Origin of the sequence: Acinetobacter sp. YH16051 (assembly GCF_013417135.1) — a bacterium.
Taxonomy (GTDB): Bacteria; Pseudomonadota; Gammaproteobacteria; order Pseudomonadales; family Moraxellaceae; genus Acinetobacter; species Acinetobacter towneri.
This window is the reverse complement of sequence record NZ_VPEN01000013.1, coordinates 1-24322: the sequence shown is the minus strand read 5'-3', so window position 1 is coordinate 24322 and position 24322 is coordinate 1. Positions and strand designations below refer to the sequence as shown.

General features: G+C 39.4%; 24 protein-coding genes, 4 tRNA genes and 1 pseudogene. 16 read left to right on the top strand and 13 right to left on the bottom strand.

Annotation, left to right across the window (positions count from 1 at the left end; all coding sequences use genetic code 11):
- The first annotated feature begins 35 nt into the window (after positions 1-35).
- The 5 genes from FTV41_RS10815 (at position 36) to FTV41_RS10795 (ending at position 2836) form a co-directional block, all read left to right on the top strand.
- The gene (locus FTV41_RS10815; protein ID WP_096902519.1) at positions 36-1565 is read left to right on the top strand and encodes a DUF3336 domain-containing protein; all 1530 of its coding nucleotides are present in this window, start codon (positions 36-38) and stop codon (positions 1563-1565) included.
- Positions 1555-2406 carry a protein kinase gene (locus FTV41_RS10810; protein ID WP_179996547.1) on the top strand — a complete coding sequence of 284 codons (852 nt, stop codon included), beginning with the start codon at positions 1555-1557 and terminating at the stop codon, positions 2404-2406. Before FTV41_RS10815 ends, FTV41_RS10810 begins: the two co-directional genes overlap by 11 nt.
- A gap of 117 nt (positions 2407-2523) precedes the next feature.
- Positions 2524-2608 (top strand) — tRNA-Leu (locus tag FTV41_RS10805).
- Between the two features lie 33 nt (positions 2609-2641).
- Positions 2642-2715 (top strand) — tRNA-Trp (locus tag FTV41_RS10800).
- Positions 2716-2751: 36 nt separating this feature from the next.
- Positions 2752-2836 (top strand) — tRNA-Leu (locus FTV41_RS10795).
- Positions 2837-3080: 244 nt separating this feature from the next.
- Here FTV41_RS10795 and FTV41_RS10790 read toward each other — a convergent pair.
- Positions 3081-3284, bottom strand: a complete 204-nt coding sequence (locus FTV41_RS10790) for a hypothetical protein (RefSeq protein WP_004971452.1) — start codon at positions 3282-3284, stop codon at positions 3081-3083.
- A gap of 418 nt (positions 3285-3702) precedes the next feature.
- Between FTV41_RS10790 and FTV41_RS10785 the strand changes: the two genes are divergently transcribed.
- Positions 3703-3975 carry a hypothetical protein gene (locus FTV41_RS10785; protein WP_096902295.1) on the top strand — a complete coding sequence of 91 codons (273 nt, stop codon included), beginning with the start codon at positions 3703-3705 and terminating at the stop codon, positions 3973-3975.
- 41 nt (positions 3976-4016) lie between these two features.
- Here the strand turns inward: FTV41_RS10785 and gloB are convergent, their stop codons facing one another.
- On the bottom strand, positions 4017-4748 hold the full coding sequence (gloB, locus tag FTV41_RS10780; protein WP_179996546.1) for a hydroxyacylglutathione hydrolase: 732 nt from the start codon (positions 4746-4748) through the stop codon (positions 4017-4019).
- 192 nt (positions 4749-4940) lie between these two features.
- Entirely contained in the window at positions 4941-6176 is a 1236-nt protein-coding gene (locus FTV41_RS10775) for a pyridoxal phosphate-dependent aminotransferase (RefSeq protein ID WP_168419418.1), read from the bottom strand.
- Positions 6177-6329: 153 nt separating this feature from the next.
- Between FTV41_RS10775 and msrB the strand changes: the two genes are divergently transcribed.
- Complete coding sequence (gene msrB, locus FTV41_RS10770; protein ID WP_168419425.1) at positions 6330-6749, top strand: peptide-methionine (R)-S-oxide reductase MsrB; 420 nt, start codon at positions 6330-6332, stop codon at positions 6747-6749.
- Positions 6746-7225, top strand: a complete 480-nt coding sequence (locus FTV41_RS10765; protein ID WP_179996545.1) for a glutathione peroxidase — start codon at positions 6746-6748, stop codon at positions 7223-7225. Before msrB ends, FTV41_RS10765 begins: the two co-directional genes overlap by 4 nt.
- 373 nt (positions 7226-7598) lie before the next feature.
- Here FTV41_RS10765 and dapC read toward each other — a convergent pair whose 3' ends face one another.
- From dapC to FTV41_RS10740, 5 genes are all read right to left on the bottom strand, one after another.
- Complete coding sequence (gene dapC / locus FTV41_RS10760; RefSeq protein ID WP_179996544.1) at positions 7599-8768, bottom strand: succinyldiaminopimelate transaminase; 1170 nt, start codon at positions 8766-8768, stop codon at positions 7599-7601.
- A 20-nt stretch (positions 8769-8788) separates the two neighbouring features.
- Positions 8789-11455: a [protein-PII] uridylyltransferase gene (gene glnD, locus FTV41_RS10755; protein ID WP_004971443.1), complete on the bottom strand. Its 2667-nt coding sequence runs from the start codon at positions 11453-11455 to the stop codon at positions 8789-8791.
- 27 nt (positions 11456-11482) lie between these two features.
- Positions 11483-12700 carry a formate-dependent phosphoribosylglycinamide formyltransferase gene (gene purT, locus FTV41_RS10750; RefSeq protein ID WP_179988445.1) on the bottom strand — a complete coding sequence of 406 codons (1218 nt, stop codon included), beginning with the start codon at positions 12698-12700 and terminating at the stop codon, positions 11483-11485.
- A 181-nt stretch (positions 12701-12881) separates the two neighbouring features.
- A complete protein-coding gene (ygaH, locus tag FTV41_RS10745) occupies positions 12882-13229 on the bottom strand; it encodes an L-valine transporter subunit YgaH (RefSeq protein ID WP_179989735.1) in 348 nt (115 codons plus the stop codon).
- Positions 13226-13963: an AzlC family ABC transporter permease gene (locus FTV41_RS10740; RefSeq protein ID WP_171062558.1), complete on the bottom strand. Its 738-nt coding sequence runs from the start codon at positions 13961-13963 to the stop codon at positions 13226-13228. Before FTV41_RS10740 ends, ygaH begins: the two co-directional genes overlap by 4 nt.
- 119 nt (positions 13964-14082) lie before the next feature.
- Here FTV41_RS10740 and FTV41_RS10735 point away from each other — a divergent pair, with 119 nt between their 5' ends.
- Positions 14083-14574 (top strand): hypothetical protein, encoded by a 492-nt coding sequence (locus FTV41_RS10735; protein WP_026438320.1) that lies wholly within the window; start codon positions 14083-14085, stop codon positions 14572-14574.
- 127 nt (positions 14575-14701) lie between these two features.
- Here the strand turns inward: FTV41_RS10735 and ychF are convergent, their stop codons facing one another.
- Complete coding sequence (ychF, locus tag FTV41_RS10730; protein WP_179996543.1) at positions 14702-15793, bottom strand: redox-regulated ATPase YchF; 1092 nt, start codon at positions 15791-15793, stop codon at positions 14702-14704.
- Between the two features lie 268 nt (positions 15794-16061).
- On the opposite strand from ychF, the gene FTV41_RS10725 reads away from it, so the two are divergent.
- Positions 16062-16826, top strand: a complete 765-nt coding sequence (locus FTV41_RS10725; RefSeq protein WP_096902290.1) for a glutathione S-transferase family protein — start codon at positions 16062-16064, stop codon at positions 16824-16826.
- A gap of 79 nt (positions 16827-16905) precedes the next feature.
- Here FTV41_RS10725 and FTV41_RS10720 read toward each other — a convergent pair whose 3' ends face one another.
- Complete coding sequence (locus tag FTV41_RS10720; protein WP_218945175.1) at positions 16906-17964, bottom strand: hypothetical protein; 1059 nt, start codon at positions 17962-17964, stop codon at positions 16906-16908.
- Between the two features lie 488 nt (positions 17965-18452).
- Between FTV41_RS10720 and FTV41_RS10715 the strand changes: the two genes are divergently transcribed.
- Positions 18453-18923 (top strand): Lrp/AsnC family transcriptional regulator, encoded by a 471-nt coding sequence (locus FTV41_RS10715; protein ID WP_168418614.1) that lies wholly within the window; start codon positions 18453-18455, stop codon positions 18921-18923.
- Between the two features lie 78 nt (positions 18924-19001).
- Here FTV41_RS10715 and FTV41_RS10710 read toward each other — a convergent pair whose 3' ends face one another.
- Both FTV41_RS10710 and FTV41_RS10705 read right to left on the bottom strand, forming a co-directional pair.
- The gene (locus FTV41_RS10710; RefSeq protein WP_168418613.1) at positions 19002-19751 is read right to left on the bottom strand and encodes a YebC/PmpR family DNA-binding transcriptional regulator; all 750 of its coding nucleotides are present in this window, start codon (positions 19749-19751) and stop codon (positions 19002-19004) included.
- A 98-nt stretch (positions 19752-19849) separates the two neighbouring features.
- A pseudogene (locus tag FTV41_RS10705) lies at positions 19850-20429 on the bottom strand (1-acyl-sn-glycerol-3-phosphate acyltransferase).
- Positions 20430-20735: 306 nt separating this feature from the next.
- Here FTV41_RS10705 and FTV41_RS10700 point away from each other — a divergent pair.
- From FTV41_RS10700 to FTV41_RS10685, 4 genes are all read left to right on the top strand, one after another.
- On the top strand, positions 20736-20879 hold the full coding sequence (locus FTV41_RS10700; protein ID WP_154320842.1) for a hypothetical protein: 144 nt from the start codon (positions 20736-20738) through the stop codon (positions 20877-20879).
- Positions 20880-21017: 138 nt separating this feature from the next.
- Positions 21018-21094: transfer RNA gene (locus tag FTV41_RS10695), tRNA-Ile, on the top strand.
- A gap of 193 nt (positions 21095-21287) precedes the next feature.
- Positions 21288-22487: a tyrosine-type recombinase/integrase gene (locus FTV41_RS10690; protein ID WP_179996542.1), complete on the top strand. Its 1200-nt coding sequence runs from the start codon at positions 21288-21290 to the stop codon at positions 22485-22487.
- 476 nt (positions 22488-22963) lie between these two features.
- Positions 22964-23212 carry an AlpA family transcriptional regulator gene (locus FTV41_RS10685; protein ID WP_179996541.1) on the top strand — a complete coding sequence of 83 codons (249 nt, stop codon included), beginning with the start codon at positions 22964-22966 and terminating at the stop codon, positions 23210-23212.
- Between the two features lie 197 nt (positions 23213-23409).
- Here FTV41_RS10685 and FTV41_RS10680 read toward each other — a convergent pair whose 3' ends face one another.
- Positions 23410-23736, bottom strand: coding sequence for a helix-turn-helix domain-containing protein (locus FTV41_RS10680; RefSeq protein ID WP_179996540.1), 327 nt, complete (start codon positions 23734-23736; stop codon positions 23410-23412).
- A gap of 147 nt (positions 23737-23883) precedes the next feature.
- On the opposite strand from FTV41_RS10680, the gene FTV41_RS10675 reads away from it, so the two are divergent.
- Positions 23884-24240 (top strand): hypothetical protein, encoded by a 357-nt coding sequence (locus FTV41_RS10675; protein ID WP_179996539.1) that lies wholly within the window; start codon positions 23884-23886, stop codon positions 24238-24240.
- Positions 24241-24322 lie beyond the last annotated feature (82 nt).

The window sequence follows — 24322 nt, the reverse complement described above, 5'->3', positions numbered from 1 at the left end:
AGTGCTGCGAATAAACCAACGGATTGAGGAATGCTATGTTATTTAAAGATTTCACCGAAGATGTTAATCCGCATCAAGCCTATCGCATAAAAAAACTCAAGCGCCAAATTCAAAATGCCGAATCGTATGAAGAATGGAAAAGTATTGCCATTCGTATAGATGAAGAAACTGGTGCGCAAGAATGGAAATATGACAACAGTTCGCCATATTTTGATGCGGAAATTATCTCGCATCGTTTAAATTTATTACGCCGTTATCGCACCACCGAACGCAGTCACGATTTAATTTATATTTTGCGTGAAGGTTTAACTTTTGACATCGCCAATATTGCCCATCCGATGTTGTTTACTGCAACCTATGTGGGTACTAAAAAAATTATTGAAGATTATGTGGATGAAGTCAGTAAAAGTTTGGCTTTTGTCGCTTCAGATGAATGTCAGGCTTTAACCAAAGTAGAAAAAATAGAGTTTTTTCAGCAATGCCAAACTGCATACGGACAACCTGCCTTGATGTTCTCTGGTGGGGCAACGCTAGGTTTGTTTCATACAGGTGTTTGTAAGGCCTTACTTGAACAGGATTTAATGCCTAAAGTGCTGTCGGGTTCGAGCGCGGGTGCAATAATGACTGCAATGCTAGGCATCGCAAAACCTGAAGAAGTACAGCATATTTTGGGTGGTGAGTCATTTTTCCACGAAGCATTTCAGTTTAGACAAATGCGCGAAATTCTTAAAGGCAATGGTGGAATTGCCGATGTGCATTATTTAAAAAAATTCCTGATCAAAAACTTGGGCGATACCACGTTTGAAGAAGCTTTTCAAAAATCAGGTTTGCATATTAATGTGGCGGTTGCGCCTTATGATGCATCGCAAGACTCACGCATTATGAACAGCTTCACTGCGCCAGATTTGTTGGTTTGGAGTGCGGTGTTGGCCTCGTGTGCTGTGCCAATTTTATTTCCACCAGTACGTTTAACCAACAAGCGTTATGATGGCGAACACACTCCATATATGGGTAAAACCCGTTGGGTGGATGGCAGTGTGCGTAGCGATTTCCCACAGGAAAAAATGGCACGTTTGTATAATATTAACTACACCATCGCCAGTCAGGTCAATCCGCATGTAGTGCCTTTTATGCAGGATGATATTAAGCGTTATCGTAAAGATATGCTGAGTTGGCCAGAACGGATTATTCGTCGTCAGGGCAAAGTCATTAGTCGTGGGGTAATGGATTTTGTACGTGAGCGCGCAGGAGCTGTACCGCCAGTGCGTCGTTTGCTAGATCATGGCTATGGCATTGTCGATCAACGCTATTATGGTGATGTGAATATTGTAGGAAGCTATAACCTGCGTCATTACAGCTATATGTTGCAAAACCCGAAACCACATTTATTTAAAATTTTACAGCGTGAAGGCGAGCGTGCGACTTGGCCGAAAATTTCATCGATTGAAACGCATGCACGTGTCGGTAAAACTTTGCAACATTGCTTAGAATTATTAAATGCACCTCAAATAGAGGTATCCACCGAAGTCGCAGCAGAAATGCGCACTGGCGCAAGTGTTGTTTAATGTTTTAAATTTGGATGTTCAACAGCTAGATACTGCGCAGTTCGAGTTGCGCAGTAAAGCGCAAAGTTTGCAACATGGTCGGCATATTTATCGTTTTGAACATCAAGGGCAGTTTTATTGGCTGAAAGTCCAACAACAGGGAGTTTATGCGACAGTAGAGCAGGGCTTTGCACAAGAATGGAACTTTTATAAACAGTACGCGCAATCATCACATTTATCTTTTTTATTGCCATGTGAATTGATGGATGCTGCACCCATTCATATTCAGCCGCAGGGTAATTCACATGACATTTCATCGCATTATTCACAGGTCTATTCACGTGCTTTAATTCTGTCTGAGGCGCAAGCTATTTTTGCGATGGGTAATCTACCTGAATATACAGAAGCGATTAAACACATATTTTTGCGTGTCTTTGAAGCAGTGGATGCATTGCATCAATTGGGTTGGATTCATGCCGACTTAAAAGCTGAACATATTGTGCAGTTAGATGGGCAAATCAAACTGTTAGATTTTGAGCAAGCACAGCAAGTTGCAGATATTCAATGTCAGGGGATGACCGCCACACCACGTTATATGGCGCCAGAATTATTTCACGGACAGCCTAAAACTGCACAAAGTGATATTTATGCGTTAGGCATTATTTTTTATGAGTGGTTAACGCAACAACGCTTACAGGCAAAGAGTTACCACGATTGGGCATATTTGCACTGTCAAAGATTGCATATTCAACTTCCCATACATCTACAAGCATTTTTACCACTGCTGAATCACATGTTGGCAAAGTCTTATTCGCAGCGTGCAACGAGTATTGCAGAGTTGAAATTATGGCTTAGTGGCTGAATATGCTTAAGAAAAAATCAAAAAATAGTTTTTTGTTTTTTATTTAAACAGTCATTGTGCTTTTTTATAAAAAAGGCTTGTCATCAGGAAGTGATCTCTATAATATACACAGCCATCGGGGACGTGGCGAAATTGGTAGACGCACTGGATTTAGGTTCCAGCGCCGCGAGGTGTGAGAGTTCGAGTCTCTCCGTCCCCACCACTTAAATATCAAGTCAGCTTGATTTTAAGTTACAGAGGATTGGTGTAATGGTAGCATGACGGTCTCCAAAACCGTTCGTCAAGGTTCGAATCCTTGATCCTCTGCCAAATTAAAATCCAACAACTCAGTTGGTACCCGATGTTGGGGACGTGGCGAAATTGGTAGACGCACTGGATTTAGGTTCCAGCGCCGCGAGGTGTGAGAGTTCGAGTCTCTCCGTCCCCACCATACATTAAAGAGCAAGGCAATGACCTTGCTTTTTTATTGCCTGTTATTTTAGCTTTAAATCATTGCATCTCTTTGACAAGGCTTAGATGTATTTTAAGATTTAAAGTTCAGTATAAAAAAAAGCCCATAAACAGGTTATGGGCAAGATCATCTTTAAGTGTTGATGAAATACGATTTGAATTTTTATTTTTGCATCCTATCAAGTTCAACCGTTATCGCATACTTATCTATATTGTATAAGTACTTATGCTTTTAAATGGTCTTCAAATTCCTCGCCTAATTTCATTGCTAAAGCATTACCAGAAAGCTCGCAAGTGACCAAACCATATTCTTTTTGAAAGCTAAATGTGAAACCGTGACCATCCGCCAAATTTTTGACTGAATAACCTAATTTTTCTAACCAAATACGAAACGCAATTAAATTTTTTGCTTTAACAACTTTTTTCACGAGAGAACTCCTATCCATTTATTTAATTATTAATAGGGATATTTCTTGAATTTTTAAAGGGCAGAAATGTATTTCTTTGACATTTTTTTCACTGATTTTTAGAAATCTAAAGTCCTTTTAAGCAATTAGAATATTTTAAAAGAATTATTTATTTGTAAATTATTGATATTTATTATTTTAACTGAGGTGGCGTAATTAATTTTAAGGTCTTAGATATATTGCCAAAAGATGACTTAGAAATATTTTGTTAATGATTTTTAGTTTTAGGCTGTATTTATTTTCAGCATTAACACATAAAGATTATCCATTTTTTATGCCAAGCTTTAATTTAATGCAATGGATATTAGTATGGAGCATGTCGGTACCTAATAGACATTAGCTTATACTATGGTTGAGTTTGAAGATTTGGGAAATAGACATGACCGCACAAACAATTCAACAGCAGGTGGAGTGCATGGTGAAGCAGATGCAAAATCAAGGACTAGAGCCTGTTGCTGTGATGCTCGGGCATGAAGATTGGTTACTGTTTTCCTCACAATCCAAAGTGGATTATACGCCTTTTGGCAGCGCACGCCGTTATCAGCCTGCATTGTCCAATTTGCTGTTGGTGCGGGTCGATGAAATGAATGCTGTACGTGTGGTGACGCAAACTCAATTAGATGAGTTTGCTGCCAGTAATCAGATTTTATAATCCGAGAGAAATATCAGATGCTTTATGATCAAAGCATCAATTTAAAAGTTGTCTTTGAGTTCACGTAATTTCTGAAATTCTTCGACACTTTCGGCTCTTAAAAATGGATTGGTTTCTAGTTCTAGTTCGATGCTGCTTGGCAAAGTGGGTTTATTAAGCATGCGTAAACTTTCAATTTGTTGATAACGCTCTTGAATGGCAGCATTGTCGGGTTCTACATGCAGTGCAAATTGTGCATTCGCCAATGTATATTCATGGGTGCAATATACTCGGGTACGCGGAGGCAGCGCTGCCAAGCGGTTTAAAGATTGATACATTTGCAAATATGTACCTTCAAAAACACGCCCACAGCCCATCGCAAATAAAGTGTCGCCACAGAACAATACATCCAACGCATCTATAAAATACACAATATGCCCCAAGGTATGTCCCGGAACGGCAATAACATCGACCTGTAAATCATGAAAATTGATATGGTCTTGGTTTTGTAAAGGATGCGTGATAAACGGAATTTTGCTCAATTCTTCACGTGGGCCATAAACTGGCAAGTTGCGTTCTGCAATGAGTTCAGGTACACCACCAATATGGTCTTGATGCCAATGTGTCAGCCAAATTTGGGCAATCTCTAAGCCATGGCTTTGGCAAAAATCTTCAACAGGTTTGGCATCGGTAGGATCGACTACTACCACTTGTTTACTGTCACGATGTTCAAGCAACCAAATATAATTTTGTGAAGGTTTTTGCGCATCAATAAGATGAACTTGGTAGTGCATGCTCAATTCCTGAAACTTTATTGCTTGTTGCTATTACAGCATGCTTTCGCTAGGGAGTAAAAGCTTAGCTTTTATGTTGGCAGCAAGCCATATTTGTTTCATTCTGATTGTGAATCAGGTCGTAATACTCATTTAAGAACATAAAAAATGCCGTGATCAACACGGCATTCCTAAACAGTTGTTTCAGCGAACTTAGCGAATTTTTGCCAAGAAACGGCCTAAACGCGTCATGGCTTCACGTAATTCATTTTCTGCAGGTAAGAACACAACACGGAAATGGTCTGGTGTAGGCCAGTTAAAACCTGTACCTTGCACTAACAGTACTTTTTCGGCTTTAAGTAAATCCAACATTAATTTTTCGTCATCTTCAATTGGATAGACGTTTGGATCTAATCTTGGGAAGCAGTACATCGCACCTTCAGGTTTCACACATGACACTCCTGGAATTTCATTTAGCATTTCCCAAGCAATGTTGCGCTGTTCATATAAACGACCACCTGGACGGATCAAGTCATTGATAGATTGATAACCACCCAATGCTGTTTGAATCGCATATTGTGCCTGATGGTTGGCACACAGACGCATGGAAGCAAGCATGTCCAAACCTTCAATATAGTCTGCGGCGCGAGATTTATTGCCTGTAATGGCCATCCAGCCTGATCGGAAGCCTGCAATACGATATGACTTAGACAAACCATTGAATGAAATACAGAGCTGATCACCTGCCAATGCAGCTACAGCAACGTGCTCAATACCGTCATAAATGATTTTGTCGTAAATTTCATCGGCAAATAAAATCAGGTCATATTTTTTAGCCAGTGCAACAATTTGTTCTAAAACATGACGTGGATACACCGCACCTGTAGGGTTATTCGGGTTAATGATGACAATACCACGTGTATTTGGCGTGATTTTGCTTTCCATGTCGGCAATGTCTGGGTACCAGTGGTTTTCTTCATCACATTTATAGTGAATAGCTGTACCACCCGACAAATTCACCGCGGCTGTCCATAATGGATAGTCAGGCATTGGCACCAGCATTTCATCGCCATCGTCCAATAAACCTTGCATCGCCATAACAATCAGTTCAGACACACCATTGCCGATATACACGTCATTCACGTGCATATCAAAAATGCCTTTTTGCTGATAGTACTGACAAATGGCCTTACGCGCAGGAAAAATCCCTTTAGAGTCGGTATAACCAATTGCATTGGGTAAGTTCAATGCAACATCATTAATAATTTCCTGTGGAGCTTCAAAACCGAATGGGGCGGGGTTGCCAATATTCAGTTTAATAATTTTATGACCGGCCTCTTCCATTTCATTGGCCGCTCGTAACACAGGTCCGCGAATGTCGTAGCATACATGCTCGAGTTTTGATGATTTTTTTATTTCGCGTGGAGTCGTGTTACCAAGTACGGACATAGTTCCATCCAATGATTTTAAGATAAACAAAATATAGATTACTGAAATATCACAATCTATGCTGAAATTTAGCTAGATATTTTGCAAGCTCTAGCGTAAATATGGAAGTACTGAAGCATGACACTGAATGTCAAAGATTTAAAGGAGTTAGTGATGGGAAAACTCAATAAAACAGACCGAGAATGGCAAAGAGAGTTATCACCAGAGGAGTTTCGGATTACACGACAAAAAGGGACAGAGCCTGCGTTCACGGGGAAATATTGGAATACTAAACAAGAGGGTGTGTATAGCTGCCGTTGTTGTGGAACAGCGTTATTCTCATCTGAAACAAAATATGACAGTGGCAGTGGTTGGCCTAGTTTCTATCGTCCAATTCAGCCTGGAGTAGTTGAAGAGCACCATGACAGTTCACATGGTATGCAACGTACAGAGATTGTTTGTCATCATTGTGACGCACATTTAGGGCATGTTTTTGACGATGGGCCACAACCGACAGGATTGCGTTATTGCGTCAACTCAGCTTCATTAGAACTTAAAACACAAGAAAAAAATGATGAGGGAAATTATCCATGACTAGCATTTATCAGTTTGAAGCTGAATTATTAGACGGAGAAAATAAAGCTTTTAGTGATTATGAAGGCAAGGTGCTATTGATTGTGAATACAGCCAGCAAATGTGGTTTTACCCCACAATTTGCGGGTTTGGAAAAATTGTATCAACAATATAAAGACCGTGGTCTTGAGGTATTAGGTTTTCCATGCAATCAATTTGGCGGGCAAGACCCTGGCTCCAATGAGCAAATAGGGAGTTTTTGTCAAAAAAACTATGGGGTCAGTTTTCCCATGTTTAGTAAAATTGATGTGAAAGGCCCAGAAGCACATGCAATTTTCCGTTATTTAACCAATAACAGTAAGGGGATTTTAGGCAATGGAATTAAATGGAACTTTACCAAGTTTTTAATTGGCAAAGATGGCAAAGTCTTAAACCGTTTTGCTCCGACAACTAAACCTGAAGATTTGCAGACGGAAATTGAAAAGGCTTTACGATAAAGGCTTGCGCTTGTGCAAATAATTTAGGGTCTGTTGACACTTCGTCTATATTTGCGACAACGCATATTTTTTAGCTGATATAAGGCATGAGACAGGAAATTTAGTCATTCTAAATAACTGACTCATAACGCAATAGCAGCAAAAAAATATGCTTGTCCCCTTGCGCAGCAAACAAAGCAGTGCTTTGTTATTGCTCATGTGGCTAAAACTTTCTCAGATTGCGTCATGAAACTTGGCAATAGTCTCGCTATTACTTGCGTTTCATGCCTGATCTGCTCAGTTTTAGCCTACAGCGCAAGCCATTTATGAAATGTCAACAGACCCTGATTAAGGCGATCAGATGATCGCCTTAAATTTAGTTGAAATCATTAACTTATAAAATCGCTTTAAGACGTTGAATTACTTGTTCACATTGTGCCAAATCTGCAACCAAAGCCAAGCGAACATGGTTTTCACCTGGGTTACCTTGTGCGGTTTCACGAGATAAATATCGCCCTGGTAGCACTTTAATATGGGCTTTTTCCATCAATATTTTGGCAAAATTTTCATCATGGTCGACTTTGAGCCAGTAATAAAAACCTGCATCTGGTTTTTTTAATGGCAGTAAATGCCCAAGTTCCGTTTGGAATAATTCAAACTTGGCGCGATATTGTTGACGATTATCTTCAACGTGCTGTTCATCATCCCAAGCTGCAATAGATGCCAATTGATGTTGTACAGGCATTGCCGCACCATGATAGGTACGATATTGCAAATAAGGTTTTAATAAGTTGGCATCGCCCGCAACAAAGCCTGAACGCATGCCGGGTAAGTTTGAGCGTTTAGACAAAGAATGGAATACGATGCAGTTTTTGTAGTCATCGCGTCCAAGTTCGGCACAGACTTCCAGTAAACCTGTAGGAGCTTGGTCAAACCATAATTCCGAATAACATTCATCAGATGCAATGACAAAATTATATTGATCTGACAAAGCTATTAGCTTTTTAAATTGTTCTTTTGAAAGGACAGCACCCGTTGGATTTCCTGGTGTACAGACAAATAATAAAGCGGTTTTTTCCCAGACTTCTGCAGGTACGGCATCAAAATCACCCAAGTAATTATTGTCTTCGGTGCAATTGATGAAATAAGGTTGGGCACCTGCCAATAAAGTTGCCCCTTCATAAATTTGATAAAACGGATTGGGCATCACTACATAGGGTGCATCTTCACGTCGAATCAATGCTTGTACGAAGGAAAAAATCGCTTCACGTGTACCTGAAACGGGGAGAACTTGAGTGTCTGGGTTAACTTGTTTTAAATGAAAGCGTTGTGTCAGCCAATGGGCAATGCTGTGACGTAATTCAGGCAGACCTTTGCTGTTCGGATAAGTTGATAAATGCTGAAAATTATCAATAATGGCTTGTTTGACAAATTCAGGTGCAGGATGTTTAGGTTCGCCAATAGACAGTGGAATTAACGGCAAATTTGCAGGTTGTACGTCCTGAAATAGTTTGTTTAGCTTTTCAAAAGGGTAAGGATGTAATAAGGACAAACTTGAGTTCATGGATGTTCCGTAAATTGAAGTTAATGTTGACCACAGACCTGATTAGAGGCCTCATCTAAAGCAGCTTTGAGCTGGATGGCAAAGGTATCTGCTTCAGACTTTGTCATTGGGTTGCCATCTTTTTTGGTGACGAAGAAAATATCTTCGGCACGTTCGCCCAGGGTGGCAATTTTGGCGGAGTGAATATCTAAGCCTTGCATCATAAACAAGCCGCCAATTTTGGCGAGTAACCCGGGATGATCTAGTGTGGCAATTTCGACCATGTTTTGATTCAGCGCTGCATTGAAAGTCACTTCTACTGTATTTTCAATGTCAAAATGACGTAATTGACGCGGAATGCGGCGTTGCATCAAACCCGGATATTTATCTGACTGGCTCAAGGCATTCACTAAAGCCTCAATCACCATTTCTTCACGTTCAGGGTCTGTTAAGAGTGTGCCAAAACGGTCTAAGACCACGTAAGTATCCAAACTAAAGGCTTTGGTCGCAGTAATAATTCGTGCATCCTGAACGTCAAGGTTCATGCGGTCTAAAATAGCGACAGTTGTGGCAAATAGGTTAGGTTGGTCTTGCGTGTAAATAAAGATTTGTACTGCGTCTTGTGCTGATTTTCGGTGCGCGCGCATGAGCACTAATGGTGCAGGATTATCGCCATGCTCCAAAATCGCGCGGGTATGCCATGCAATTTCATCGGCAGATTCTTTAATAAAGTATTCATCGCCCAGTTCTTGCCAGACTTTTTCAACAGCACTGAGTTCAAAATCTTTAACCAGTAACTCGCTTGCCGCAAATTTGGTGTCTTCAATCAGCATTTGATAATCGACGGGACGCCCAAGTCCTGAGCGAATGACATCACGCGCTTGCGTATAAAGTTGGCGCATTAAGGATGCACGCCATGAGTTCCAGAGTGTTGGATTAGTCGCATTAATATCAGCAACCGTTAAGGTATAGAGATAATCTAAATGCTCCATATCTCCCATTTTTTCGGCAAATTCCTTGACCACATCGGGGTCAGAAATATCTTTTTTCTGTGCTGTGACTGACATCAACAAGTGATTTTTGACTAACCATGCCACAAGGTTACATTCACGTTCAGTAAATCCGTGTTTACGGCAAAACTCAATCGCATCTACCGCACCAAGTTCACTGTGATCACCACGACGACCTTTAGCAATATCATGGAAAATCGCAGCCAAATAAATAATGTCACGACGGGCTAAACGCTGAAATACCGAACTGACCACAGGAAAATCTTTCGCGAATTCAGGTTCTTTGAAGCGGCTTAAATTGCGGAGTAATAGTAAAATGTGCGCATCGACTGTATAAATATGGAATAAGTCGTATTGCATTAAACCTGTAATTTGACCAAAAGCGGGGATGTAATTGCCCAATACACCTAAGCGTTTCATAGTCACCAAGGTATTATACAAGCGGTGCGGTGAGCGCAAAATTGCCATAAACAGCGCTTGATGCGTTGGATCATCACGGAAACTTTGGTCAATACGCTTGGCTGCAAGTGTCAGCAGGCGCAGTGTTCGTGCGCGAATTCCTTCAATTTCAGGACGATTGGCCAATAAATAGAAAATTTCTAAAATTGCGCTTGGTTTTTCTGAGAAAATTTTGTGGTGCTGCACGGCAAGTTTGCCATCGACCAGTTTAAAATTTTCATTAATTTCTTCAATGTTACGTTCATAATTAGGCAAACGCGGGGTAATGACCGACTCATTAAAATAGGCCAGCAACATTTCATTTAAAGTGGAAACTTGCTGTGCAGAGCGATAATAACGCTTCATAAATTGTTCAATCGGGTAATTTTGCGGTTTACCTTCTTCTCGAACATAGCCAAAAGTTGCTGCAATATCTCGTTGATAATCAAACAATAAACGGTTTTCATCACGTTTGGTTAAACGATGGAGATGATGACGGATTTCCCATAAAAAGCTTTCGGCTTCTTCAAGTACACCCAATTCAAATTCTGAAATAAAACCTAAATGCACCAAGTCGTAAATACGATTGACGCGAAAATGGCGTTTGGCAATCCAGCCAATTTGGTTGATGTCACGAATACCGCCCGGAGCATTTTTAATATCAGGTTCTAAATTACTTTCGGTGTCATTGTGCTGCGCGTAACGCTTGCTTTGCTCCTCCATTTTGGCATCAAAAAAGGTTTTATCTGTCCAAGTTTGCGAAACAATACGACGCGGCCATTTGGCAAGCTGCTGATTTCCTGTAATTAAACGCGCTTCAATCAAGGCAGTTGCAACAGTTAAATCACTGGTTGCCTGAATCACACAGTCTTGAATAGTCCGCACGCTGGTGGCAGGTTTGAAGTTGCCAACATCCCATAAAGACGAAATAAAGGTCGAAATAAGTTGTTCTTGTTCTGATGTGATTGCATCTTCCGACAACACCATAATATCGACATCGGAATAGGGCAGCATTTCTTTACGCCCATAGCCGCCCACTGCAAATAGGCTCAAATCGGTTTTGTCTAATTCAGCATGTTGCCATAAGAAAGTGAGCGCTTCATCAATCAGGTTAGAACGCGCCAAAATCACTTCACGAATGGATTGTCCATTTTCAAAACATTGTTGTAGCTGATTTTCGACATCGGTGCGCCATTGGTTAATGGCCTGAATGTCATGGTTGCTTTTTACATAATTCAGCAAGGGTAATGTAATGATCATGGACAATTCCGTTATGCAATGACGAGCTTAATTTTGATTTTCGTTTAAATGTACGCGAACAGTGTCCGCAGTCTGCTGAGCTAGCTCACGCGCTTGCTCTGTGGTTTCTGCTCGTGCAGTGGCAACGCCCATACGACGACGCTCAAAACCTTCAGGTTTGCCAAATAAACGTAAATCTGTATCGGGATGTGCTAATGCAAGATTCAGGCCAGAAAATGAAAGATTCGTTGCATCGACACCTGCATAAATCACCGCACTGGCTGCAACGCTATGGCGTGTGGTATTGACAGGTAAGCCTAAAATCGCGCGGGCATGTAATTCAAATTCACTTTGGAATTGTGAAGCCAATGTCACCAAACCTGTGTCGTGTGGACGTGGAGAGACTTCACTGAACCAGACTTTATCGCCTTTCACAAACAGCTCTACACCAAAAATACCGCAACCACCTAAGGCAGTAGTCACTTTGTGTGCAATTCGTTTGGCTTCAGTCAAGGCAGCATCACTCATGGCTTGAGGTTGCCAGCTTTCTACATAGTCGCCTGCATCTTGACGGTGACCAATTGGGTCGCAATATGAAGTTTCGATCGCACCAGTTTCTGGGTTTTTAGCACGTACGGTTAATAAGGTAATTTCAAAATCGAAGTCAATTTGTGATTCAACAATCACAGTGCCTTGATTGACGCGCCCGCCAGTCTGGGCATATTCCCAAGCTGCATCAACTTCATCAAAGCAGGTGACACGCGATTGTCCCTTGCCTGAAGATGACATCACAGGCTTCACAAAGTTTGGATAACCAATGTCATCACATGCAGCGCGGAAAGATTCGAGAGAATTGGCAAAGCGATAAGCGGATGTCGGCAAACCTAATTCTTCTGCAGCCAAACGACGAATGCCTTCACGGTTCATGGTCAAATTTACCGCTTTGGCAGATGGAATCACTGTTGCAATATTTTGCGCTTCAATTTCAAGTAAAACTGATGTCGCAATGGCCTCAATTTCAGGCACAATTAAATTGGGTTGAATTTTTTCAATCAGTTGTTTTAATTCTGTGGCATCTGCCATGTTTAAAGTATAAGCATAATGTGCGACTTGCATGGCTGGCGCATGGTCGTAGCGATCGGCGGCATGTACTTCTACGCCTAAGCGTTGCAGTGAAATTACCACCTCTTTACCGAGTTCCCCTGAACCCAATAGCAAAACTTTAAAAGCAGAAGATTGAAGGGGAGTACCAATGGTCACGCTCATGTGAATCGTCCTTGCTAAAGTGGGCTTTTAGCATAGCAGAACTGTTCCATGAGTTAAGCCCTGTTTGCAACAAAATCATGATTTTGTCATCTACTTATATTGCATTCAGTGCTTTATAGTAATTAGGGCTGAATCCTGAAATAGCTCATTTGGACGATTCAACCTCTAAATTTCAGCAACATTAGAACGAAAATGGCACATAAGTATAAATTAAACCATAGGTGATGGCTGCAGTAAGCGTGGCAGGGACGATTTTCTTAAACTTAAAATACAAACCTGTGAGTACTAAAAAGCCAATTAACATCGCAAAACTTTTATTGGGTGTTTCAAGCAAAGGTGGCAAGGTTGCAACCACAAGCATAGAGCTAATTGCAGCAATACCAATACTGCCTAAAGCGATTTTAAGCCATAAAGCACCACGTTGTTGCGAGCCTTGTTGAAACTTCTGAATCACAAAGAATGGCCCAAAACGTGAGGCGAAGTTTGCGATACCGACTATAATACCGACCAAAATAATTTCTAAACTCATGATTTTGCTCCTGTATGTTCAGGGTCGGGTTGTTTTAAAACATAGTGTTTAAATAATCCCGCCAAAATACCTGAAGAAATCCCAATAAAAATTGCAGCAGATAAGTCAATAAAATAACAAGCTACGGCAGATACTAGAATGGTGATTCCCACGACAAAGGTGTGTTTCTTTTCAAATGCTGCCAATAAGAAGCTAAGGAATAAAGCGGGCAGTAAAAAGTCGAGCGCCGCTTGCAAAAACTGTGGCATTTTAGTGACTTGATCGGCAAATAATCCGCCTAACAAAGAGCCTAATGCCCAAGACAACCAACTAAATAAACTCAGTCCAAGCATCCATGATTCAGACCATTCCTGACGGCGCTGTGACAGTTTAATCATGCCTGAGGCAAAAACTTCATCGGTCAGACCCCATGACCAAATTGCAGTTTTTTTTAGGTTTAAACGATCTTGAATCAGGTTTTGTAAGGCCGGGCCGTAAAGTAAATGTCGAATATCCAAGGCGATTACCGTTAATGCGGTCATCCAGATTGAAGTTCCACTGCCCAATAAGGCAACGACTAAAAATTGACTCGCCCCTGCATACATCGAGCAAGATAAAAATAAGGCTTCCCATGCGCTAAAGCCGAATTGAGTTGCAGAAACACCAAAAGCAAAAGAAACAGGCAGATAGGTGAAAATAATCGCCTGACTATCTTTTGCACCTTGCCAAAAACTTGCTGCGGGCGCAGTTTGAATATTGTGTACGGACACGACACACCTTGTGGGAGAAAGTTGAACGATGGGTCAAATGAAGATTGTGTATTATACTTGAATTCATTAGCATGATGCCGAATTGTTTGTATGGGCGAACCGATATGTTGAAATTGAAAACACCTGTAATCCTGCTTGCTTCAATGTTATGCAGTAGCCTGTTATTGCAAGCGTGTAGCAATGACAACAACCCGCAAAAAACAGTAGAAATTAAGCCTGCGCCAAAACTCACCAATGATGCGACTGTGTATGCGCAAGCCGCGTGGGAATTAATGAATGAAGTTGAGCCGTACGTGTATCGTAAACAGCGTAACTTAATTGAAGATAAAGTCCGCAAACCTGCCCGTAAATTAAGTACCGACTGGCGTATTAATGTCAAAATGACCGACTCTGTAACGGAAGGGAAATATGCGCTGTGTCGTAAGGCCTTGACCAGTTTGGAAATTTGGGCACGTGCGACGATTGACAGTTCAAGCAGTCTTGCACAAAAACAAGCCGATTATGAACGTGATAAAAAACAATGTGCCGATGCTTTGGCGCATCCTGAATTGGGTAATACCGACCCGAAACAAAAGGGCAATGTGGTGCAGTCTTAGTTGAGATTATTTTGCATTGATGTGATGCAGAATCGCCTATAAAAAAACCTCGATGCTTACATCGAGGTTTTTTTATTGAATCAATGCTCGGCTGTAAGCATTGTTCTAAAACTAAACATAAAAACAATTAAACATTAAAACGGAAGTGTAAAACATCACCGTCTTGTACGATATAAGTTTTACCTTCCAAGCGCCATTTACCTGCTTCTTTTGCACCTGCTTCGCCGTTGTATTGTACGAAATCCTCATAAGCAATACATTCTGCGCGGATAAAGCCTTTTTCAAAGTCAGTGTGAATTACGCCTGCTGCTTGTGGTGCAGTTGCACCTACTTTCACTGTCCACGCGCGGACTTCTTGTACGCCTGCAGTAAAGTAAGTTTGCAGACCTAACAGCGCATAACCTGCACGAATCACTACGTTCAGCCCTGGTTCTTTCATACCAAGAGCTTCTAGGAATTCTGCACGGTCTTCATCTTCAAGTAATGAAATTTCGGCTTCAATTTGGTTGCATAAAGGCACCACAATCGCATTTTCTTCTGCAGCAAGTTTTTTGACTGCATCTAAGTGCGGGTTATTTTCAAAGCCATCTTCTGCCACGTTCGCAATATACATGGTTGGTTTTAAGGTTAATAAACCAAAACCACGAACCAATTTGCGTTCATCGTCATCTAAATTGGCTGCACGTGCAGGCTTGCCATCATCCAGTAAAGGTTGGATTTTTTCTAAAACAGCTTTGGTCGCTACGGCTTCTTTATCGCCACCTTTGGCAGATTTTGCTAAGCGTGTAATGGCTTTGCTCACCGTTTCTAAATCGGCCAACGCAAGTTCGGTATTGATGGTTGCAATGTCATCTAATGGGTCAATCTTACCATTTACGTGAATGACGTTTTCATCTTCAAAGCAACGAACTACATGCGCAATCGCATCAGTTTCACGAATGTTGGCAAGGAATTGGTTACCTAAACCTTCACCTTTAGATGCACCTGCAACCAAACCTGCAATATCCACAAATTCCATCGTGGTGGGTAATACACGTTGCGGATTTACGATTTCCGCCAATTTGTCCAAACGTGAATCTGGCACAGGTACAATGCCTGTATTTGGCTCAATGGTACAGAACGGGAAGTTTTCCGCTGCAATTGCAGCTTTGGTTAAAGCATTAAAAAGCGTAGATTTACCAACGTTTGGCAGGCCCACAATACCACAATTAAAACCCATGAATAACTCACAACGTGTTATTTAAAAATTAGGCACGATTTTACATGAAAGGGCAGATAAAGTCAGGTCATCGGACAGATGTTTCTCCAATCTAGCGTGCTTGATGCTGTACGTTGAATTTCTTTTCGGAATTGATTTTGAATTGCTGACTGTTTCGCCTGAATTTTGAATAAAAAGTACATTGTAATTATAAGAGGCTATGACTAAAGTATGACAAGCACAGTATTGATACTGCTTTGGATATCAAAATTTTAAATATGGAGATTTTATGCGCATCTTATACCAGTTTCCTTTGTCTCATTTTTGTGAGAAAGCTCGCTGGTTATTGGATCATAAAGAGTTAGATTATGATGCGCAAAACTTAATTCCAGGCGTGCATCGCGCTTTTGCCCAATTAAAAACAGGGCAAAATAAATTACCTATTTTACGTGATCAAGACCGCTGGATAGCAGATTCGACTCAAATTGCTTTATATCTAGATGATATTTACCCCGAACATGCCTTGTTACGCAGTGATGCCGAACAATATAAACATGCGTTGGCCATAAATACTTTGGCTGATGAATTGGGGCAGCATGTGCGTCGATGGGGGTTGGCGCATGCATTATCTGAAAGTGAAGAACCTTTGGAAATTTTAATTGGCGAAAAAGGCTATTTGCGTCAATTTTCTAAATATTCCAAGCCAATTATTAAAGCCTTGGTGTCTAAGGGCTATCAGCTCGATCAAGATAAAGTTGCAGAATCCAAACAGCGGATGGATGAATTAATTGTCATTTTAAATCAGCATTTGATTGATAATTACGGGCGTTATTTTGTGGGTGAGCGTTTAGGTTTAGCCGATATTTCAGTGTGTTCGATGCTTGCACCTATTTTGGAAATTTCTGGAACGCCGTGGGAAAAAGAACATGATGAAGTGATTTCTGAAGAATTTAAAGATTATAAAAAATATTTGCTGGATTTACCTTTAGGGCAATATGTTTCTCGTATTTATCAAACTGAGCGTAATGCACGTGTAGATTGGCGCGGTATTTAAATGTTATCGCCTCAGATAAAATACGCGCAATCTGCGCGTATTTTTTGGATACTGATGTATAAAAACCTAAAACCAAGGATTAGAACAAAGAATTTAAGTTATTCAAATCAAAAGTCTGTACCAAATTTGGCAGGGTAGCTAAATCAAATTGAGTGTCTGATGTGCCACCAGTTAAATTGCCAAATGCATCGCCTAATGCAGGGACTAAGCTATCAATATTGATCTCTGAACTGGTTGTAGATGACGCACCTTGCAGTAAGTCGCTGATGTTAAAATCTGAACCAGAAATTAAGTTGTCAAAACCATCACTCAAGCCATCTAAGCTGAAACCACCAGTTGTATCTCCAGTCAGATTATTTAATAAACCACCTAGATCAAAGTCACTTGCAAGCTGACCTTCAGGATTAAGCAACGCAAGAATTGGTTCTAGAGCAGCGATATCTAGACCACCTAAATCACCACCGATGTTACCGCCAATTAAGCCGCTTGCCAGTTGCGCAATTTGTGCAATATCAAGATCGCCATTGCCTTGCATTAAACCGCCTACTAATTCAGCAATGACCGCGATATCCATACCGCCTAAACCGCCACCGATATTGCTGCCAATCAAGCCGCTTACCAGTTGAGCAATTTGCGCAATATCAAGATCGCCATTGCCTTGGATTAAACCGCCTACAAGTTCAGCAATCACTGCGATATCCATGCCGTCTAAATTGCCAGTATTGCCGCCAATTAAACCACCAACCAGTTGTGTGATTGCAGCCATATCGAGGTCACTATTGCCCGAAATCAAACCGCTGACCAATTGAGTAATTTGAGCAATGTCAAGATTACCTGTATTGCCACAGATTAATCCATTCACTAATTGGGTGAGTTTCGTAATATCTAAATCACCTGCATTGCTGCCAATCATGCCGCTGAGTAAGTTGGTGATGGAAGCGATATCGAAACTACCACTATTGGATTGTGTCAGTTTGCTAATTAAACTGGTGATATCTAAGTTGGTATTCGAGCTTGAAAATTGGCTGATTAGATTGGTTAGGCTAGAACTATCTAAGCTGCTGCCAGAGAGTAAACTTTTTAATAAAGAATCTAGGGTAGGTGTGGTCGAGGTCGAACTAGTCAGGCTGCCAAGCAAACCAGAAAAGGTATTGCTTAAAGAGCCACCACTTAAGAGTCCATCGAATAAAGAGCTGGTCTGAGTTTCAACGGTAAATACAGAGCTAATTTTATTTTCAGCAAGCTTAGAGATTTAAAAGCCATGACGACTCCTTGTATTTTTATTGGTTTTGTTGTGCTGCATTGTGCTTATTGTCGAGCGCATCTGTTTTAATACATTTCTATACACTTGTAAAAGATAGACGGTCGGGATTGTGAAAATGTATGAGTAGATTCGTTGTTTTGTTGAGTTTTTTAAATTTAAAAATTTGAAAATCAATAAATTAGAAAGCTGTTCCGTTTGTCTGTTAAGTTGTTCAAAACGATAAGCGGTGATCTGTTGAATCATAAACATTTTGCTTTAATAATGGAAAATAATTTTCGATAAAGATGCTTAGTCTGCAAAATAATTTAAGTATAATGGCAGCATGAGTTTAAATTTTATCAGATTAGATTGAGTGCTTGAAAATGGAACTAGATCGTTTCGATAAGCATATTTTAGAAATTTTAAGCAATGAAGATGTGAACCTCAATGAACTTTCTGAGCGTGTGAATATGTCGGTCAGTTCGGTACATCGTCGTATTAAAAGTCTGATTGACCAAAACATTATTTCAGGTTTAAAGCGTGAAATTAATTATCAGAAATTAGGCTTTAGTTTACACGTACTGTTGCAGGTGTCTTTAAGCAAGCACGATACTGACATTTTTGCTAAATTTTTAGATGAATTGGAAAGTATTCCTGAAGTGATTCGTGCATTTTTAGTGACAGGGCAGACTGCAGATTTTATTGTAGAAGTGGTGGCGCGAGATATGGAAAATTACAGTGAAATTTTATTAAAAAAAATTGGTAAAATTGAGCATGTCGCAGGCTTACATTCTAGTTTTGTGATTAAAGAATATGATGTTTTAAACTGTCATGGCTTATTAAATAAAGTTTGATTTCACATAAAAACTTAGGCATAAAAAAACGCACATATATGTGCGTTTTTCTATGCAGTGGTTCAATATTATTAATACTTAAGCATCTAATTGAGCCAAAACTTCATCAGAGAATTCTACGTTGGTATATACGTTTTGAACGTCATCCAAATCTTCAAGCATATCTATCATTTTCATGATTTTTTTCGCTTGGTCGATATCGGTAATATCTGCTTTGGTTGATGGGCTCATCACCACTTCTGCATTATCTGACTTTAAACCTGCCGCAGTTAATGCATCTTGAACTTCACCAAACGCTTCAGGGGTGGTAATAACCAAAATACCATCTTCAGACACTTCAATATCTTCTGCACCAGCTTCTAAAGCCACTTCCATGACTTGGTCTTCTAAAGATGCATCTTCAAATGAAATTTCGCCACGTTTTGTGAACAAGAAGGCCACTGAACCATTGGTTCCTAAGTTACCATCAGTTTTAGAAAAACAGTGACGTACATCTGGCACAGTACGGTTCAAGTTATCAGTCATGGTTTCAACGATAACCGCAACACCACCAACGCCATAGCCTTCATAAGTGACCTCTTTTAAGTCATCGTTATCTTCACCACCAGCACCACGTTGAATAGCACGGTTAATTACGTCACGTGTCATGTTTACAGACAGCGCTTTTTCTACGACTGCACGTAGACGAGGGTTGCTTGCAGCATCAGCGCCGCCAAGCTTTGCTGCTGTTGTTAATTCACGAATAAATTTGGTAAACAACTTACCACGACTCGCATCTTGTTTGGCTTTACGATGCTTAATGTTGGCCCACTTGGAATGACCCGCCATGCGAAATTGCTCCTTACAGATTGGCAGTATGCCTATCAAAATTGCGCTCATTCTACCATAAGCCCTTTTTTTAGATAAAGAGTAGGGCTTTAGGTTTTTTAAGCGTTTGTTTGAGCGTTTTTAGGCTCAGGAATGACAATATCCAAGCCGACATGTTCTTTGTAAAGACGTTGGATGAGCGCCATATCGTGATCTAGTTCTGTCGGATAGATTTTACCAAAAATCCCGCCTTGTTTGGTTTGTGAATTGGCATACATTAAAACAATAGGCACTTGAGCCGCTTTGGCGATATGCCAGAAACCTGTACGGATCGGTTTACGTGTTTCGCCTGTTTTGGCGCGAGTCGCTTCGGGGGGCAATGACCAGATTGAAATGCTCATTTTGCTCGAACAATTCCACCATTTGCGACACAATATCTTTGTTAGATTTACGGTCTACTGGAATACCGCCGACTTTTTCTAAAATAGGTTTAAGTGGCCCTTTAAAAAGCTCTTTTTTGATTAAAGTATGAATTTTAATATCATAAATTTGGAACAGAGCAAGCGAGAGGATTGCATCCATCATTGAGGTGTGTTCAAAACCGACGATCACTTGTTTATTTTCGAGGATGTTGGGTTCTACCTGATATTGCCATCCTGCAAGTTTGAATGCGGACTCGCCTATAAATTTTTTCAACATAGATTTAACAGCTGATGAATCTGGAAATGCATAATTTCTGCTTGTTTTATATAAGAGTCAACAGAAAATTGTTTGAAATATAGCAATCTCAAGTGATGCAGTTGATATAGCGTTATATCTTTTATTGGTTTTAACTCTAAATACTTTGTTTTTAATATTAAAAATATATGAATTGAGAGAAATTAAGTCTTAAATTGAGCAAAAATGCACTATTCAAATGATTTGTAAATCATTAGACTTTGGTCGTAATTAGCTATGATTCTATTCATCATTTCACTATTCCACGCATCATGGAAGGATACTAAAGTGGCTTATTTGACGACTTTTCTTGTGGCATTGACTGTGTTGTTATTGGTCTTGGTATGGTCAATGTTTGAGTTGTTTTTAGAAGTGCGTAAAGAGAAGCGTTTAAAGTTGCATCGGGCAATGTTTCGGAAAGTGAAGGTGTAGTTTTTATATTTCAATAATAATCAAATTCGTCTGCTGACTATCTATACAGCAATTTCTGAAAATGGCTTGTGTTTTTAAAAAATCTTCGCTAGTATTCTTTGCGCTTGAACTTGTTGAAATATAACAAATTCAATTATAGGGCCTATAGCTCAGTCGGTTAGAGCAGCGGACTCATAATCCGTTGGTCGACAGTTCAAGTCTGTCTGGGCCCACCAAATTCATATGTTTATATTGTAAAATACATACTTAAACCCTTAATTCTAATAGAGTTAAGGGTTTTTTTATGTCTTAGGAATACTCAGGTGTACTCGTATAAAAACACCCTATTTGTATCCTGGCTTGTATCCTGTATAAAAAATAGAACTCAGGATACAGGAGCCTAGTTTAATCTAGGAAAATCAAAATTTTATGGCTAAATCTAAATTACTTACAGATACACAATATGCAGCATTAAAAGCACAAGAATCTGAGTACAGAGTTTCAGATATTTCAGGTCTGTATTTAAAAGTTGGTGTAACAGGCAAAAAGTCATGGCAGTTAAGATTTAAGAGTACGGTTGGTAAGTGGACATGGCTTGGGTTGGGAAGCTACCCAGCAATCTCAGTCAAAGAAGCACGCTCGTTGGCTATTAAGTATCAAAATGGTGAACTCATTTTAAAAACTAAAAATGAGAAATTATTGGAAGCTAAACAACAAGAGAACCTATTGTTTGGTAATTTACTGATTAAATGGATGAATACGAAAAAAGGTGTATGGACTGATAAAACCTATAAGAAAGAGTATCAGTCGATAGAAAAGCATATATTGCCAGTATTTGGTCACCGTTTATTTAAAGAAATTTCCGCATCTGAATGGAAAGAATTTTTCAGAGAAAAACAATTAAATGAAGGGATATTCAATAGACTTGAAAAATTAATTTCGTATTGTCGTAATGCTTATGATTATGCAATTGATGATAATTTAATTAGCTATAACCCTCTCGCAAGAGTACGAAAAGGGCTAGTAAATCATACTTCAGGCTCAATGAAACATGTCGTAATGGATGAACTTCCCGATCTTGTTAATGCAATCCGTAATTATCGCTCTGAAACTACTAGCATTGGACTCGAATTGCTCTTGGTGTTGTTTCCTAGACCTGGTGAGTTGAGAGCTGCACGTTGGGATCAATTTAATTTTGAAACAAGAGTATGGCTTAGACCTGCTGATCTGATGAAAAGAAGAGTAGCTCATGCGATACCGTTACCGAAGCAAGCAATTAAATTATTGCTTCGATTAAAAGAGATTTCAGGGGATGGCAATGAATATTTGTTTCCATCAAGAAGTAATTCAAATGAAAAATTTATATCTGACGTGACCTTCAATTCAGCATTGAAACGAATGGGGTATACTGGGAAGCAGAATCCTCATGGATTTCGCCACATTGCGAGTACTTTTTTAAATGATATTTTTAGCGATAAAGAACAAGTGATTGAATCAGCATTGTCTCATCAAAAAGCAGGTGTGAAAGGTGCATATGATAAAGGTGCTCACTTAAGAGAAAGGGTGGATGTTATGCAATTTTGGGCTGACCACTTGGATTCGATCTGCGGAGTAAGAATGTTTGATTAAAGTGTTCTTGTTATAATTTTAAAAGCTGAAATTTTATTTTCGGCTTTTTTTTTGCGAAACGGGATTATTGAAGATGTAATTTTTCTAATATGTGTAGATTAATGGGTTTTAACTGTTTTAATAAATTGATGAAAACTTTACTAAACCCTCATAGTCAAATAAATCCGACTTTAATGAAACTCCGTGAAGAAAATGTGTGGCGATGTTCAAGTAGCATATTGTGCAAAATTTTACAGATTAATCGTCAGCAACTTATCAAAATTCAAAATGCTGTTCCTAACTTTCCAAAACCCATGAGAGATCGAGATACTCGACAAGCAGTGATGTATTTTGATGTTGATGAGATTTTCAATTGGTACATGAATGAATTTCATTCTGATTTTTGAACTAAATTTAACGAATTGACACTATTGGAAAAATATTTTTTTTAGTCTGATATGATTTTTTCTTTTTTTGAAAAAATATTTATGTTGGAAATGAAAACACCACAATCAACTATGATTCAGGAAAATAAAGCGTTAGCTTTAAAGTTTAATGATGTAGCAAAAAAATTAGGCTTGTCGAGGACGGGACTAAACTTTTTGATCGCAAAGAATCCCGATTTTCCACGACCTTTTAAGCTTGCAGATGGTGAAAAAGCGCATAACTACTTTGATTATACGGAGGTGTTAAATTGGTATGAAATACAGAAAAATAATAGGTCTTCTGTTAGTAGGAAAAAATAAATTGGCTTATATGGGAACGTTTGGATAAAGGAGAAAGGCTCAAGGGGTAATTTTATAAAACCATGATGTAAATTTACTTTTAATAAAATATTTCACGAGGAAAAAGCTATTTTGAACGCTCTCGAAAAAAACCACGTTAGGTGGTTTTTTAATTTTTAGGTCTTTTTCTTGTCTGATTCATATATGCATGGTTGTCTCTAGTCAGAGCCTAAAGAAATAATAAATTTCTCAATCATTTTGCGTTCCAACTCTGGTAATTCCTGTAAAGCATTAGTAATAGGATCAATCCCTGAGGTACTCATTTTTTCACGGCGTCCCAAGATGTAATCGGCTGATACATTAAGTACGACAATGAGTTTATAAAAATTCTCTAATGAGGGTTTACGTGAGCCCGACTCAAAATGCGCAATAGAGGTTACGGGTATTCCCGTTTTTTCAGCAAGTTCTTGCTGTGTCAGCTTTCGTATCTTTCTGACTTCTTTCAATCGAATCTTAAATTCATTCGAGTCTAATTCAAGTGTCATTATTACCGCCAAATAGACAATAAAAACTTGACGTTTTGGTCATGTTTTTATATTAATATAGACATAGTTTAGATGCTTACTTGTAAAACGAGAAGCAACTAAATCATTACTTGATAAAAATCTAAATCAATTGAAGGCCAAACGATCATGATGGATTATTCTTCGAGTCGAATTTTGACATCGATGCATCCTAGTATTCGCCATCTCAATATTCGCAATGTAGCTAAAATTGTAGCCTCAAAAATTATTTGTAATACGCAATTACAGTTGCAATATAATCCTGACTTTTGTCGGCAACTGGGCGTATCAACTTATCTCAACACGCACATAGGATTAGCTTATTTCATTGATGATCGCTATTTTGACCATTATGGTTTACAACCAGAAAGCTTAATAAATTTTTCAGATGTCTATGCTCAATTGTTGCATGACTTTTATGAGTTTTCAGGTTATCAGCCAGATGAACCGTACCGGGTTTGTCGGAGACTTTTTTATTTAAGTTAGGCCACCTGACCTAACGGGTTAATCTTATCATAGTACATTGCTTCAAACTCAAAAGGCGATACATAACCCAGTGCACTGTGTA